We start from the raw sequence: 12,734 nt of genomic DNA, 5'->3' as shown, positions 1-12,734 counted from the left end.
GGGATTAGATTTTAGACGGCAGGCGTGCCACCAGCCGCCAGCGAAACCAGATTTGTGCAACCAGAATCAGCACGCCGCCGATAATTTTTTGCAGCGGCAGACGTTCGCTGTACCAGAGGGCGGCAACGATCACCGTCAGCAGCGGTTCGAGCACCATGATGATGGCAGCGCTGGCGACAGCGGCATATTTCTGCCCCTGCAATTGCAGGCCAAAACGCAGGCTGGTGGCAATCAGAATACTGGCGACCAGCCACAGTGCAGTGGTGCCCGTAAACGGCTGCGTCCAGTGTTCAAATAAAAGTGAGATCAACACGCCCGCAACCCCCGTCACCGCCAGTTGCACCGTGGTGAGCGGGAGTAGCGGGACATCACGGGCAATGCGGCTGGTGTAGCAAAACGAAATGGATTGCACGAAAGCGGTCAACAAGAACCAGCCCTGGCTGGGATGAAAGACAATCGGCGTGTGCAGGCTTAACAGCGCCAGGCCAATAAAGGCGAGCGGCAGGCACTCCCAGTAGGCGCGGGCCGGACGCACGCCCATCATGGCCCAGGCCACCAGCGGCACAAACAGCATAGAGAGGCTCATGATAAATGCCCCCTCGCCCAGCGACGGCGTGGTCGACACCGACCAAATCCACAGGCACAGGTTGAGCGCCATCCACAGGCCGCTGATAAAAACTTGCCGCAGTTTCGCCAGCGCAATACGCTGCCCGCGACAAAATGGCAGCAATACCAGTGCCGCGCCTAAAAAGCGCAGCCCCAGAAAGGCAAAAACGGGCATCCCGGAGATGGCCTCGCGGGAAAAAATCCAGCCGCAGGCGGCAATGATGGTGGTGATGACCAGAAACAGTTCTGCTTGTCGTTGCCGGTTCATGGGCAAAGCTCCCAACGTATAAAAAAGCCAGCGAAAAGGCTGGCAAAAAAATCACATCAATATTATCAGGCGCTGGCGCGGGAAATATACTGCCAGTCCATCATGATCCTCTCCGCCGGAGCCTCGGGGTTATCGATTTTATTGAGCAGCAGCCCCACGGCTTTGCGACCAATCTCTTTTGACGGTTGATAAACGGTCGTCAGCGGCGGCGTCACCATTTCCGCCAGTTCTGTGCCATCAAACCCGACCACCGCAATATCCTGCGGCATTTTCAGGCCAGCTTCGTGAATGGCCAGCACAGCCCCCGCCGCAAGGGTATCCGACACCGCAAAGACCGCATCAGGACGTTCAGTGTGGCGCAGCAGCGCCTGCATGGCCGCTTTCCCGGCGCTAAAACTCAGGTCGCTGGCATACTCAACAAACGCATACTCACTCTGATGCGCCTTAAGTCCGCTGTGGTAGCCCTCTTCCCGCGAGCGGGCATATTTATAGCTGAGATCGTGGTTAATCAGCGCGATACGCTGACAGCCGCGCGCCAGTAATCGATCAATCACGCATTGCGCGGCGCCAACATCATTGATGCCCACGCAGGAAACATCGCCGTCATCGGCATATTCCGCGCACTGCACCCAGGGGGCGTTACCGATAAGCGTCGCCAGTTCCGGCAAGCGCGAGGAGGCGTCCATGGTGATAATGCCGTCGACAATTTTCCCGGAAAGCAGGTTCAGCGCCGAGCGGGAGCGCGCCATGTCCGAACCGGTATTGCACAGCAGGATACGAAAGCCGTTTTTTTCCGCTTCCTCTTCAATTCCTTTTACCACCTCGGCGCAAAACGGGTTGGCGATATTGGAAACCAGCACCAGAATCATTGAGCTGCGGGCGGTACGAAGCTGGCGCGCCAGCAGGTTCGGCTGATAGTTGCTTTCGGCAATGGCTTTGAGCACGCGCTCGCGGTTTTTTTCTTTAACAGATTCGCTGTTATTGAGCACGCGCGAAACGGTCGCGACGGAAACGCCAGCCAGCCTGGCGATTTTCTGAATGGACATAACGTCGATATTTCCTGCGGTTAGCGTCTGGCTAGCAGGCTACCACAACGTCGGATGGCATGCACGATGCACACCTGGTGCCGCGCGGGTAGCATGGCAGGCATAAGCGCCGCCAGGGTTGTCCCGGATGCGGTTACGCCTTATCCGGGACAACCCGCCCGGGGCGACCTACCTCAACTGGCCACTGTCACCCACTTTTGCTGCTGGTGACTTTGCAGGATGGCATCGATAATAAACATCACGCTGGCCCCATCATAGAACGAGGCAAACCGCGCCTCATCGCGGGCAGGCATTTTCCCGTCCTGCACCGCGCGATAGAAATTCAGCATCATATTCTTAAACGCATCCGGCCAGCCTTCGATATGCCCGCCGGGGAAATGGGCGCTGGCGGCGACATCCGGCGACATCAGCCCTGGGTCATCGGTCAGTATCTGGTTCGGCTGCTGGCGGTGGCCAATCCAAAGCTGTTGTGGCACTTCCTGGTCCCAACCCAGTGAGCACTCACTACCGTTTACTTCAAAACTGAGGCGATTTTTCCGCCCGGCACTCACCTGCGACACACTAAAACAGCCCTTACTGCCATCATCAAAACGTACCAGCACCGACCCGGCATCCTCGGTAGTCACGGTTTTGTCCTCCACCTCTGCGGCCTGCTGCGTAGAAGTGAAGGTTGCGGCCCCGCGACTGGCTTTACGTGTCGGCCAGACAATAGAGAGATCCGCCATCACCTGGGTTATGCGCCGTCCGGTGACAAACTGCAATGTATCGCACCAGTGTGAACCGATATCGGCCACCGCCCGCGATGGCCCGCCGGTTGCCGCGTCGACACGCCAGTTATAGTCCGTTTCCAGCAGCATCCAGTCTTGCAGATAACTGCCGTAGACCGAAAACAGCCTGCCCAGCCGTCCGGAGCGGCGCAAACTCGCCGCCTGTTGAACCATCGCAAACTGGCGATAGACAAAACTGACGCCATGCACAACGTTTGCCTGTTCAGCAAGCGCCACCAGTTCACGCGCCTCTTCGGCGGTCATGCACAGCGGTTTTTCCGAAAACAGATGCTTTCCGGCCCGCAGGGTCTGGCGGTTAATTTCCGCATGCAGATGATTCGGCGTACAGTTATGAACCACCTGTAACCCCGGATGCGCCAGCAGTGCCTCCACGCTGGCATACGCATGCGGCACGCCAAGCTGCCGCGCCTTTTGCTGCGCGTCCGCCAGATTCGCATCGCACAGCGCCACCACCTCAACAAAGCCCAGACGCCGAATAGCTTCAATATGCGCCGGGCCAATAAACCCGGTGCCAATAATCCCGACCTGAATCATTCCACACTCCCCAGTCCTAACATGTTACGCACACTACCCCGGTCTTCTTGCCCGGCGGCAAAATCATCAAACGCGTATGCCGACACGGGGATGATGTGACGGCGAATAAACTCGCTCCCTTCCTGCGCGCCGGTCTCTCCCGCTTTCAGGCAACATTCCCACTCCAGCACCGCCCAGCCGTCATAGCCGTACTGGGTGAGCTTGCTGAACACCGCGCCAAAATCGATTTGCCCGTCGCCCGGCGAACGAAAACGACCGGGCCTGTCGACCCAGTTCTGATAGCCGCCATACACGCCACTGCGGCCCTCCTTCCGGTACTCCGCGTCCTTCACATGAAAAGCTTTGATGCGTTCATGATAGATATCGATAAACGCCAGATAATCAAGCTGTTGCAGGTGAAGATGGCTCGGGTCGTACAGGATATTGCAGCGCGGGTGGTTGTCTACGCCGTCAAGAAAACGCTCAAAAGTGGCGCCGTCATGCAGGTCTTCACCAGGGTGAATTTCATAGCACAGGTCCACACCCTGTTCATCAAAGCGGTCCAGCACCGGTCGCCAGCGGCGGGCTAATTCAGCAAACGCCTCTTTAAACAACAGGGCGTTATGGGGCGGCCACGGGTAGAGATAAGGCCAGGCCAGCGCACCGGAGAAGGTCGCGTGGGCGCGTAACCCAAGGTTGTTTGAGGCTCGCGCCGCCTGAAACAGTTTTTCTATAGCCCAGGCCTGACGCGCCGCCGGGTTTCCCCGCAGCGCCGCGGGTGCAAAGCCGTCAAACGCCGCGTCATAAGCCGGGTGTACCGCAATCAGTTGCCCTTCAAGGTGGGTGGAAAGCTCGCTAATCACCAGACCGCGCTCCGCCAGCACGCCGCGCACATCATCACAATAACTCTGGCTTTGCGCCGCCTGTTCGACATCAAAAATCGCCGGATGGTTACAGGGGATTTGCAGCGCCTTGTACCCTAACCCTGCCGCCCAACCGGCCAGCCCTTCAAGCGTATTAAACGGCGGTTTCTCCCCAATGAATTGCGCCAGAAAAATCCCCGGCCCCTGAATGGTTTTCATAGCACCTCCTACAGCTTATGCGTGCTCTTGGTCGTTGTATTTAAAAGAAAGAAGGAAAATCAGCGCGATAACGGCCGCGGCAATCGCCGGGATCCACCAAAAGGTCACCCACGCCTGTGGCAGTGTCTGCCCGGCGACAAGGCGGTTGTAGAGCGCGCCGGAAATTTGTGAGCCCAGTAGCATGCCAATGCCATAGGTAAACATCACAATCATGCTTTGCGCCTGGCCTTTTACCTTTTCGCCCGCCACGCGGTCGGTGTAGATAAAGCCGACGACGAAGAAAAAGTCGTAACAGACACCGTGCAGCAAAATGCCGAGATAGAGCAGGAAGCGCCCTTCCTCACTGACGCCGAGGGCAAAAAAGGCGTAACGCACAAACCAGGCGCACATGCCGATAAGCAGCATGTACTTCACGCCAAGACGGCGAAACAGCAGCGGGATCACCAGCATAAAGAAGATTTCAGACATCTGACCGAATGACATGGCGGTACTCACATCCGCCACACCGGCATCCGCCAGATACGAGGCGGTATAGGCGTAATAGGTGCCGAGTGGGACGGAAATCAGCGTCGCGCAGAGCGAGAAAACAAAGAAGTGGCGGGTTTTGAGTAAAGCAAATGCATCGGCACAGAACAGATCGCGCATAGCGACAGGCAGCCCTTTAGCGGGTGCCGGCGTATGCGGCAACGTCAGGCTATAAAGCGCCAGCGCTACGGAGCAGATTGCCGCCACCTGGAAAATGGTCACGCTGGAGGAAATGCCCGTTACGCCGATAAAGATCCCCGCCACAATCCAGCCAATGGTGCCGAACACGCGTACCACCGGGAAAGTTTTATCGATATTGCTCAGGCTGTGGAAGGCAATATTGTTGGTCAGCGCAAGTGTAGGCATGTAGCACAGCGTATAGCCAAACAGCAGCGCAATCAGCATGGCGCCGTTTTCCGCCACCAGGGCCTGCGGCACAAACATCAAAATCGCGGCCCCCGCCAGGTGCATCACCGCCATCACTTTCTGCGAGGCGAAGAACCGGTCCACCAACATGCCGAGCACGAACGGCGACAGAATAGACGCAATAGGCCCGGCGGAAAATGCGTCGCCAATCAGCAGCGACATGTTGTGCTGCGTCATCACCAGACCGAGCGTGACAGACCAGCTCCCCCAGATAAAAAACTGTAAAAACATCATCAGCGACAGCCGCGGTACCAGCAGTCGATGCTGGACCAGATTTCCACTACTTTCGGTTGTTGACACCATTTTTTTGCCTCACCTTTAAAAAGTAATCGATTACAAAATGCATCAACAAGAAAAGTAATCGATTACAATTTATTTATCCTGCATGCTGACGCAATTGTGGGAGATCAATCACGATAAATTTACCAGGGAGAAAATGCCCCGCCGGATCCGGCGAGGCAGCGATCATTACGCGCGTTTTGCAGAACGGCGTGACAGGCGGAAAGCAGCAAACAGGAAGAGGATCCACACCGGCAGCAGAATAGCAGACAGGCGCATGCCGTCCATGGTGCACATCAGGATGAGGATCATCAGCATAAAGGCGATGCACAGATAATTGCCGAAGGGATAGAGCAGCGCCTTAAACTGGGGATCGCGCCCTTTGCGGCGCATCGCGGCGCGGAATTTCAGGTGCGCCAGCGAAATCATGATCCAGTTCAACAGCAGCGTCGCCACCACCAGCGCCATCAACAGTCCAAACGCCTCTTTTGGCAGGATGTAGTTAACCAGCACCACCAGCGACGTGATCGCCCCGGAGAGGAACAGTGAGTTCACCGGCACGCCGCGACGGCTGACGCGGGTCAGGAACGCCGGCGCATTTCCCTGTACCGACAAACCAAACAGCATACGGCTGTTAGAATACACACCGCTGTTATAGACCGACAGTGAGGCCACCAGGATGACAAAATTCAGTGCCGATGCCACGAGGTTGCTGTTCAGGTTATGGAAAATCATCACAAACGGGCTGCTATCCGCTTTGATATCAACCCACGGATAAAGCGCCAGCAGGACTACCAGGGAACCGATATAAAAGAGCAGAATGCGATAGACCACCTGGTTGACCGCTTTCGGGATAGTGGTGTGCGGCTCGCTGGCTTCTGCCGCCGTGATCCCAATCAGTTCCAGGCCGCCAAACGAAAACATAATTACCGCAAGGGAGAGGATCAGGCCGTTCCAGCCGGTAGCGAAGAAGCCGCCGTGAGACCAGAGATTGTCAAAGCTGGCTTTTTCTCCGCCGTGGCCGCCGAACAGCATCCACAGGCCAAAGCCGATCATGCCAATGATCGCCAGCACTTTGATAAGAGCAAACCAGAACTCGGTTTCGCCATACAGACGCACGTTAACCAGGTTGACCGCATTAATAATGATGAAAAAGGCGGCAGCCCAGATCCAGGTGGGGACATCGGGAAACCAGTACTGCATATAGATACCGGCGGCGGTCAGTTCCGCCATGCCCACCAGCACAAACATCGCCCAGTAGTTCCAGCCGGATAAGAAGCCAGCAAAAGGTCCCCAGTATTTAAAGGCAAAATGGGCAAATGAACCTGACACCGGCTCCTCAACCACCATCTCACCAAGCTGGCGCATTATTAAGAAAGCAATGATGCCCGCGACGCCATAGCCCAGCAGCACGGCGGGCCCCGCCATCTGAATTGCCGGACCGATACCCAGAAACAGCCCGGTACCGATAGCGCCCCCCAGGGCGATTAATTGAATATGGCGGTTTTTTAGTCCTCGTTGCAGCGTCGGCCCCGATTCCGACGCGGTATCCGCTGAATGCTCAGATACCCTTGACGCGTTTTTCACGTCTTTCCCCTTTTCGTGTTTTCGTAAAGCCGCACCTTTTAACATTTACGGCACGGTGTAGCAAGAAAGTCAGGGCCGCCAAAAAAGCGTCGTGAGCAGGCACGCAATATCACCTGCCATGGAGACGCGCGGGATAATAACCCGGTCTGCGTAAATGACTTGAGAAGCCCCCGGCAAAAACCGTGTATTTGCGGCAGAAGAAAACCGAGAAAAACGTATCACGCGTTATGCTTGAATATCGGGACATCAGAGAGCAAAGTGGGTCGGCAAGCGCCGTGTCATGCCGCTGTCAGGTTACTGTCGGGTGCATGTCGTGTCGCTATTTTCGCTTTTGGGCGACGCTGTCATCCTGCTTACCACGGAGACATTCTGATGAGTACCAATCGAGTGAAAGAGTTTCGCCTCGCCCGCGCCTGGTCACAGGAACAACTGGCGGAAATGGCTGCATTAAGCGTGCGCACCATACAGCGCATTGAAAACCAGGAGCAACCAAGCCTGGAAACACTCAGCGCCCTGGCTGCCGTTTTTGAAGTGAGCGTTAGCGAACTGTCCGGCAGCACACAAAGCGAAGGCGATGAAGCGCTGGATCAGCGCATTACGGAAGCCAGAAAGCAACTGGAAGAAGAGGGCCGCCTGTACCGCTCGATATTAACCGCGGTGGTGGTCTGCGTTTTACTCTATATCCTCAATCGCACCACGTCGCCAGAGAGCGTCTGGTCGCTCTGGGTGGCTGCCATCTGGGGTGCATTACTGGTGGTGCGTGGGCTGCGTGTTTTTGTCTTTGGCAATCTGATTAGCGGGTGGCAGAAAAAAAGGCTGCAAAAGCTGCTGCGCAAGTAATGAGATAAGCGCGCTACTGCCAGTGCGTAGCGCCTTGCCCGGACCTTACAGGCGCTTGATAAAACAGACCGCCTCAGCCCTGCCAATATAGACACCGTAATTGTCGGTAACGGTATAGCCATGCTTTTCATAAAACGCCACGGCCTTGTGGTTGACGTGCCGCGTTTCGAGGGTAACTTCGCGATAGCCAAGCGCCCTTGCCGCCTCTTCCAGGAAGCGCAGTATTGCGCTGCCCACCCCCGCTTCGCTCCCCGTGGAATACATCCTTTTCAGTTCCGCCGTTTCCTGGGTTAACGGGCGAATAGCGCCACAGCCTATCGCAACACCCTGCGCGTTTCGGGCCAGCGCCCATACTGAACGCGCAGATTGCAGGTCATCAATGTTAAAAGATCGCTTGCCGCTGCTGCCGGTGATGCGCGCAAGCACGGCAGAGAGTTTTTCAATAAGCGCCTGCGAGTCTGCCGATAGCGGATCGACTCTTTCTACCTGGATCATTCTTCCCTCTTACGGCTGACACAGAGCGCGCGATCGGCCCCTCGCCCTACAGGGAAGAGGAGAAAACGCTAACGCTGCATTCCCCAGCGCTTAATCGTTACCTTCTCCAGAGTGGCAAACACCACCCCCTCCACCAGCAGGCCAATCGCAATCACCGTCACCAGCCCGGCGAATACCCTGTCAGTAAACAATTCATTGCGGTTCTGGAAGATATACCACCCCAGCCCGCCCTGGCCGCTCGAGGCGCCAAACACAAGCTCGGCGGCGATCAGTGTACGCCAGGCAAACGCCCAGCCGATCTTTAACCCGGCGAGGATCGACGGTAGTGACGCCGGGATCAAAATGGTTAAAACATAACGTGGCCCACTCAGCCCATAATTACGCCCGGCCATGCGCAGCGTTTCCGGCACGCCACTGAACCCTGACCAGGTATTAAGCGCAATCGGCCACATCACCGAATGTACCAGCACAAACACCAGGCTGACATTCCCCAGCCCGAACCACAACAGCGCCAGCGGCAGCAGCGCAATGGCGGGTAATGGGTTAAGCATCGCCGTTAGCGTGCTCAGCAGGTCACGGCCAAACTGCGTGGTCACTGCCAGCGCGCTCGCCAACAGGGCCAGCACGCTGCCAATCAAATAGCCCTTTAATAATGTGCTAAACGAGTTGACGATCTTCTCCGGCAACTCGCCGTTACGCATATCCTCTGCCAGAGCATGCATTGTCTGCACCACACCTGGCAACATCAAATCGTTTTGCGCCACCCGCGCGGCCAGCTCCCATAACGCCAGTACCAAAAGCAGAATCAACGATTTGCGCAGCCATGTCTGATTCCATAAGCGCTGGCCCAGCGGTAGCGGCGTCTCAACCGGGAGATCGCGCAGCGGCGCCAGCTCGCGCTCAAACTCAGGACGAATGTAAGGTGGCTGCGACATAGGCACGCTCCTGTTTCTGTTCGGGCCGCGGGTCGTTCGCCGTGGTCGGGAATAACAAATCGTGAATATGACGGGCGGCATGTTGAAACGCTTCGCTACCGTAGTCATTCAGGGAATATTGATGGCAATTGAGTTCAGCACGTACCCGGCCAGGGTGCGGCGACAGCACCAGAATTCGGCTTCCCACCACCAGCGCCTCCTCAATAGAGTGCGTCACAAATAGCAGTGTAAAGCGTTCTTCCTCCCACAGGGCGAGCAACTCCTCTTGCATCGTGCGACGCGTCAGGGCATCCAGGGCGGCAAAGGGCTCATCCATCAGCAGAATACGCGGCTTCATTGCCAGCGCCCGGGCAATCGCCACCCGCTGCTTCATGCCCCCCGAGAGCATATGCGGCATCACATCGGCAAAGTCCGCCAGCCCCACCTTGCTCAGGAAATGCAGCGCCGTGTCTCGGGCTTCCGGACGAGTAGCCTTGCGACTTGCCAGCAACGGGAACATCACGTTCTCCAGCACCGTCTTCCAGGGCGGCAACTGGTCAAACTCCTGGAAAACCATCATCCGCTCCGGACCAGGGGCGCGAATGCGTTGCCCTTCCAGCAACATTTCCCCGCCGCGCGGCGCAAGAAAACCACCAGCCGCTTTTAGCAGGCTGGATTTTCCGCACCCGGATGGTCCGAGCAAAATAAAGCGATCGCCTGGCCAGACATCAAAGCTGACATCATGGGTAGCCCGCACCTGGCGTTCACGGGTGCGGTATTCAATATCCACATTTCTGACCTGCAGCAGTGGTCCGTCGGACGTTGTCTGTGCCATCGTTGCCTCCGCCATGCGGCTTAACTGCCTGGGTTTTCCCACGCTTCGTTGAAGAAATAGTCTTTCCAGGAGTCGGCTTTGTTTTTCAACACGCCCAGCTCATGAAGTTTTTCGGCGTATACACCCGTACGTTCAGGCGAGACGGTAAAGCTGATTTCCGGGTCATTAACAATTTTTTGTACCAGCGCCAGCGGCAGGCGAGATTTCTCTACCCGAATATAGGTTTCTGCGGCTGCATTTTTATCAGCATTAATAATTTTTGCCGCTTCGACCAGCGCACGATAAAACGCTTTATAGGTTTTTGGATTCTCATCATGAAATTTTTGCGTGGTGTACAACACGTTAAATGTCGCCTGTCCGCCAAGCACATCATAAGAGCTAAGAATTTTATGTACGTTGCTGTGTTCCAGCGCCTGATACTGGAATGGCGGACTGGAGAAATGAGTTGTAATTTCCGAGCCACCGGCAATTAATGCGGCACTGGCATCCGGGTGTGGCAAGCTGACGCTTATATTATCGAAGCGTTTGAAATCGGCGTTGCCATATAATTTGGCGGTTTCAATCTGCAAGGTTCGCGACTGGAATCCCACCCCTGCTGCGGGTACTGCGATACGATCTTTATCGCTGAGATCTTTTATCGTTTTCACCGCCGGATTATTGCTGAGCAGGTAGTTAGGCATCGATCCTAATGAGGCAATCGCCTTCACATTTTGTTTGTCTTTGGTGCGATCCCACAGGGTCAGAAGCGGTGGAACCCCGGCAGATGCCACATCCAGCGCGCCGGAAAGTAGCGCTTCATTCATGCCTGTCGCCCCGGAAATGGTGCGCCAGTCAACCTCAATATCGAGCCCCTCTTTTTTCCCCTCTTTTTCGATAAGCTGCTGGTCACGCACTACATCAAGAATCAAATAACCAATACCAAACTGCTGTGCAATGCTGATTTTCCCTTCTGCCAGCGCCGATGCGCTAATACCGCTCAGCGCGACGGTCAACATTGCGCTGGCGATCATTTTCATTTTATTCATGTCCTTTCCCCGGAGGTTTCATAAGTCATATCCGGAAAATGATTGGCTGGCGGGGCATTAAAAAGGAAATGATTTTATTCGCAATGCTTAGCTAAAAATTCATAATAGAGATTTGAGGTATTTTATGGGAGATGAATAGTTAAAAAGTGGCAAAGCTAAGTTACTTTTGATGGTTATGTAAAAAAAGCATCCTCGCTATAGTCAAAATACACACAATAACCCTGCTTGCGGTAAGATTAATTATGCCCGTATTAACCCACCAGCAATTGCGCACACTGCTGGAACAGCATCTCGTGCGTGTAAATACCCCACAAGACATTGCCCGCCAGGTCGCTGACAACCTCGTCGACGCCTCGCTAAAAGGTCACGATTCACACGGCGTTACCCTGCTTCCACGCTATGTCAGCGCCATTCTGGCGGGTGATTTGCAACCGTCGGCGCAGTTGCGGCTGATTCGCGATGCTGGCCCCCTGCTCTCTTTTCATGGCGGATACGGTTTTGGCCAGGTTCTCGGCAGGCAGGCGATGGCGGCGGGTATTGAACGCGCACAGCAATATGGCGTCGCGCTGGTAAGCCTTGCGGATTCACACCATCTGGGGCGTATCGGCGCCTGGGCCGAACAGGTCGCCGCGGAGGGGCTGGTGTCGATCCACTTTGCTAATGTCGCCGCGCCGTCTGCGGTATTACCGTTTGAGGGACGCAACCCGCGCCTTGGCACCAATCCCTTCTGCGTGGGCGTGCCGGTCAGCGGACGAGCGCCAGTGATTCTGGACTTCGCCACCAGCGCCATCGCCGGGAATAAAGCGCGCATTGCCTGGAATGAGGGGCGCGCCATTCCGCCAGGCTGTGCGGTGGATGCAGACGGTAATCCCACCACCGATCCGCGCTGGCTAATGGAAGAGCCATATGGCGCGCTGCTGGCCTTCGGCGGGCATAAGGGCGCAGGGCTGTCGCTGATTTGCAGCCTGTTGGGGGCCGCGTTAACCGGCGGCGAGACCGAGAGCCACCAGATTCCGCCACGCAAGGGCATCATCAATAATATGCTTTCTATTATTTTCGATCCTGCCCGGCTGGGCGCAGGCGAGAATTATGTTAAGGAGGTGATGGCTCAACTGGACTGGATGAAGCACGACCAGCAGGGGCACGATGTTCTGCTTCCCGGCGAACCGGAAGCCCGCGCCAGGCAACAGCGGCTGGAGAACGGAATCTACGTTGACGAGGTGAGCTGGAAACAGTTTGAGGCGCTGGGGCTGTAGATTTTCCCGCAAAGTGACCTTTTCCCCTCACCCTAACCCTCTCCCCAGGTGCGAGGAAACCGCTTTTACCCCTCTCCCTTGAGGGCTGAGAGATCCCCAGTAATTTTACGTCTTACAGCGATAACGCCGCTTAATAAGAATAAAACAGTGACAGCGATGACAGGGTCCGGCTGAAAATCGATGAGGCGTTGGCGGCTGACCGGGGCCGCCCGCAGGGAAGCGGGCGGAGGGGATAGCCTGCAAGGACGC

General features: G+C 56.1%; 12 protein-coding genes. 2 read left to right on the top strand and 10 right to left on the bottom strand.

The window, feature by feature from the left end; genetic code table 11:
• Positions 1 to 4 precede the first annotated feature (4 nt).
• The 6 genes from ABU190_RS24630 to pheP all read right to left on the bottom strand — a co-directional run bounded on the left by ABU190_RS24630 (position 5) and on the right by pheP (position 7,120).
• Positions 5 to 874, bottom strand: a complete 870-nt coding sequence (locus ABU190_RS24630; RefSeq protein ID WP_354692622.1) for a DMT family transporter — start codon at positions 872 to 874, stop codon at positions 5 to 7.
• Positions 875 to 939: 65 nt separating this feature from the next.
• Positions 940 to 1,920, bottom strand: a complete 981-nt coding sequence (locus ABU190_RS24625) for a LacI family DNA-binding transcriptional regulator (protein ID WP_354692621.1) — start codon at positions 1,918 to 1,920, stop codon at positions 940 to 942.
• A 173-nt stretch (positions 1,921 to 2,093) separates the two neighbouring features.
• Positions 2,094 to 3,242 carry a Gfo/Idh/MocA family oxidoreductase gene (locus ABU190_RS24620; protein WP_354692620.1) on the bottom strand — a complete coding sequence of 383 codons (1,149 nt, stop codon included), beginning with the start codon at positions 3,240 to 3,242 and terminating at the stop codon, positions 2,094 to 2,096.
• The gene (locus ABU190_RS24615; RefSeq protein ID WP_354692619.1) at positions 3,239 to 4,303 is read right to left on the bottom strand and encodes a sugar phosphate isomerase/epimerase; all 1,065 of its coding nucleotides are present in this window, start codon (positions 4,301 to 4,303) and stop codon (positions 3,239 to 3,241) included. The genes ABU190_RS24620 and ABU190_RS24615 overlap by 4 nt, the downstream gene beginning before the upstream one ends.
• A 15-nt stretch (positions 4,304 to 4,318) precedes the next feature.
• Positions 4,319 to 5,557 (bottom strand): MFS transporter, encoded by a 1,239-nt coding sequence (locus tag ABU190_RS24610; RefSeq protein WP_041852232.1) that lies wholly within the window; start codon positions 5,555 to 5,557, stop codon positions 4,319 to 4,321.
• Between the two features lie 165 nt (positions 5,558 to 5,722).
• Positions 5,723 to 7,120 (bottom strand): phenylalanine transporter, encoded by a 1,398-nt coding sequence (pheP, locus tag ABU190_RS24605; protein WP_041852233.1) that lies wholly within the window; start codon positions 7,118 to 7,120, stop codon positions 5,723 to 5,725.
• 372 nt (positions 7,121 to 7,492) lie between these two features.
• Between pheP and ABU190_RS24600 the strand changes: the two genes are divergently transcribed.
• Positions 7,493 to 7,960: a helix-turn-helix domain-containing protein gene (locus tag ABU190_RS24600; RefSeq protein WP_354692618.1), complete on the top strand. Its 468-nt coding sequence runs from the start codon at positions 7,493 to 7,495 to the stop codon at positions 7,958 to 7,960.
• 45 nt (positions 7,961 to 8,005) lie between these two features.
• Here ABU190_RS24600 and ABU190_RS24595 read toward each other — a convergent pair whose 3' ends face one another.
• The 4 genes from ABU190_RS24595 to ABU190_RS24580 all read right to left on the bottom strand — a co-directional run bounded on the left by ABU190_RS24595 (position 8,006) and on the right by ABU190_RS24580 (position 11,214).
• Positions 8,006 to 8,455, bottom strand: coding sequence for a GNAT family N-acetyltransferase (locus tag ABU190_RS24595; protein ID WP_354692617.1), 450 nt, complete (start codon positions 8,453 to 8,455; stop codon positions 8,006 to 8,008).
• A gap of 68 nt (positions 8,456 to 8,523) precedes the next feature.
• Positions 8,524 to 9,390, bottom strand: a complete 867-nt coding sequence (locus tag ABU190_RS24590; RefSeq protein ID WP_041852236.1) for an ABC transporter permease subunit — start codon at positions 9,388 to 9,390, stop codon at positions 8,524 to 8,526.
• Positions 9,362 to 10,204: an ABC transporter ATP-binding protein gene (locus tag ABU190_RS24585; RefSeq protein WP_041852276.1), complete on the bottom strand. Its 843-nt coding sequence runs from the start codon at positions 10,202 to 10,204 to the stop codon at positions 9,362 to 9,364. Before ABU190_RS24585 ends, ABU190_RS24590 begins: the two co-directional genes overlap by 29 nt.
• Positions 10,205 to 10,224: 20 nt before the next feature.
• The gene (locus ABU190_RS24580) at positions 10,225 to 11,214 is read right to left on the bottom strand and encodes an ABC transporter substrate-binding protein (protein WP_172600714.1); all 990 of its coding nucleotides are present in this window, start codon (positions 11,212 to 11,214) and stop codon (positions 10,225 to 10,227) included.
• Positions 11,215 to 11,471: 257 nt separating this feature from the next.
• Between ABU190_RS24580 and ABU190_RS24575 the strand changes: the two genes are divergently transcribed.
• Entirely contained in the window at positions 11,472 to 12,485 is a 1,014-nt protein-coding gene (locus ABU190_RS24575; RefSeq protein WP_354692616.1) for a malate/lactate/ureidoglycolate dehydrogenase, read from the top strand.
• The last annotated feature ends 249 nt before the right edge of the window (positions 12,486 to 12,734 follow it).

It is taken from the genome of Phytobacter sp. RSE-02, assembly GCF_040578655.1.
Classification (GTDB): Bacteria; Pseudomonadota; Gammaproteobacteria; order Enterobacterales; family Enterobacteriaceae; genus Phytobacter; species Phytobacter diazotrophicus.
The sequence above is the reverse complement of the archived record's forward strand: the minus strand, read 5'-3'. Positions and strand labels throughout refer to the sequence as shown.

What these genes read in the sequence shown, in the direction of transcription:
- ABU190_RS24630 (WP_354692622.1), bottom strand. Translation starts at nt 874, where the DNA reads ATGAACCGGCAACGACAAGCAGAACTGTTTCTGGTCATCACCACCATC.
- ABU190_RS24625 (WP_354692621.1), bottom strand. Translation starts at nt 1,920, where the DNA reads ATGTCCATTCAGAAAATCGCCAGGCTGGCTGGCGTTTCCGTCGCGACC.
- ABU190_RS24620 (WP_354692620.1), bottom strand. Translation starts at nt 3,242, where the DNA reads ATGATTCAGGTCGGGATTATTGGCACCGGGTTTATTGGCCCGGCGCAT.
- ABU190_RS24615 (WP_354692619.1), bottom strand. Translation starts at nt 4,303, where the DNA reads ATGAAAACCATTCAGGGGCCGGGGATTTTTCTGGCGCAATTCATTGGG.
- ABU190_RS24610 (WP_041852232.1), bottom strand. Translation starts at nt 5,557, where the DNA reads ATGGTGTCAACAACCGAAAGTAGTGGAAATCTGGTCCAGCATCGACTG.
- ABU190_RS24600 (WP_354692618.1), top strand. Translation starts at nt 7,493, where the DNA reads ATGAGTACCAATCGAGTGAAAGAGTTTCGCCTCGCCCGCGCCTGGTCA.
- ABU190_RS24595 (WP_354692617.1), bottom strand. Translation starts at nt 8,455, where the DNA reads ATGATCCAGGTAGAAAGAGTCGATCCGCTATCGGCAGACTCGCAGGCG.
- ABU190_RS24590 (WP_041852236.1), bottom strand. Translation starts at nt 9,390, where the DNA reads ATGTCGCAGCCACCTTACATTCGTCCTGAGTTTGAGCGCGAGCTGGCG.
- ABU190_RS24585 (WP_041852276.1), bottom strand. Translation starts at nt 10,204, where the DNA reads ATGGCACAGACAACGTCCGACGGACCACTGCTGCAGGTCAGAAATGTG.
- ABU190_RS24580 (WP_172600714.1), bottom strand. Translation starts at nt 11,214, where the DNA reads ATGATCGCCAGCGCAATGTTGACCGTCGCGCTGAGCGGTATTAGCGCA.
- ABU190_RS24575 (WP_354692616.1), top strand. Translation starts at nt 11,472, where the DNA reads ATGCCCGTATTAACCCACCAGCAATTGCGCACACTGCTGGAACAGCAT.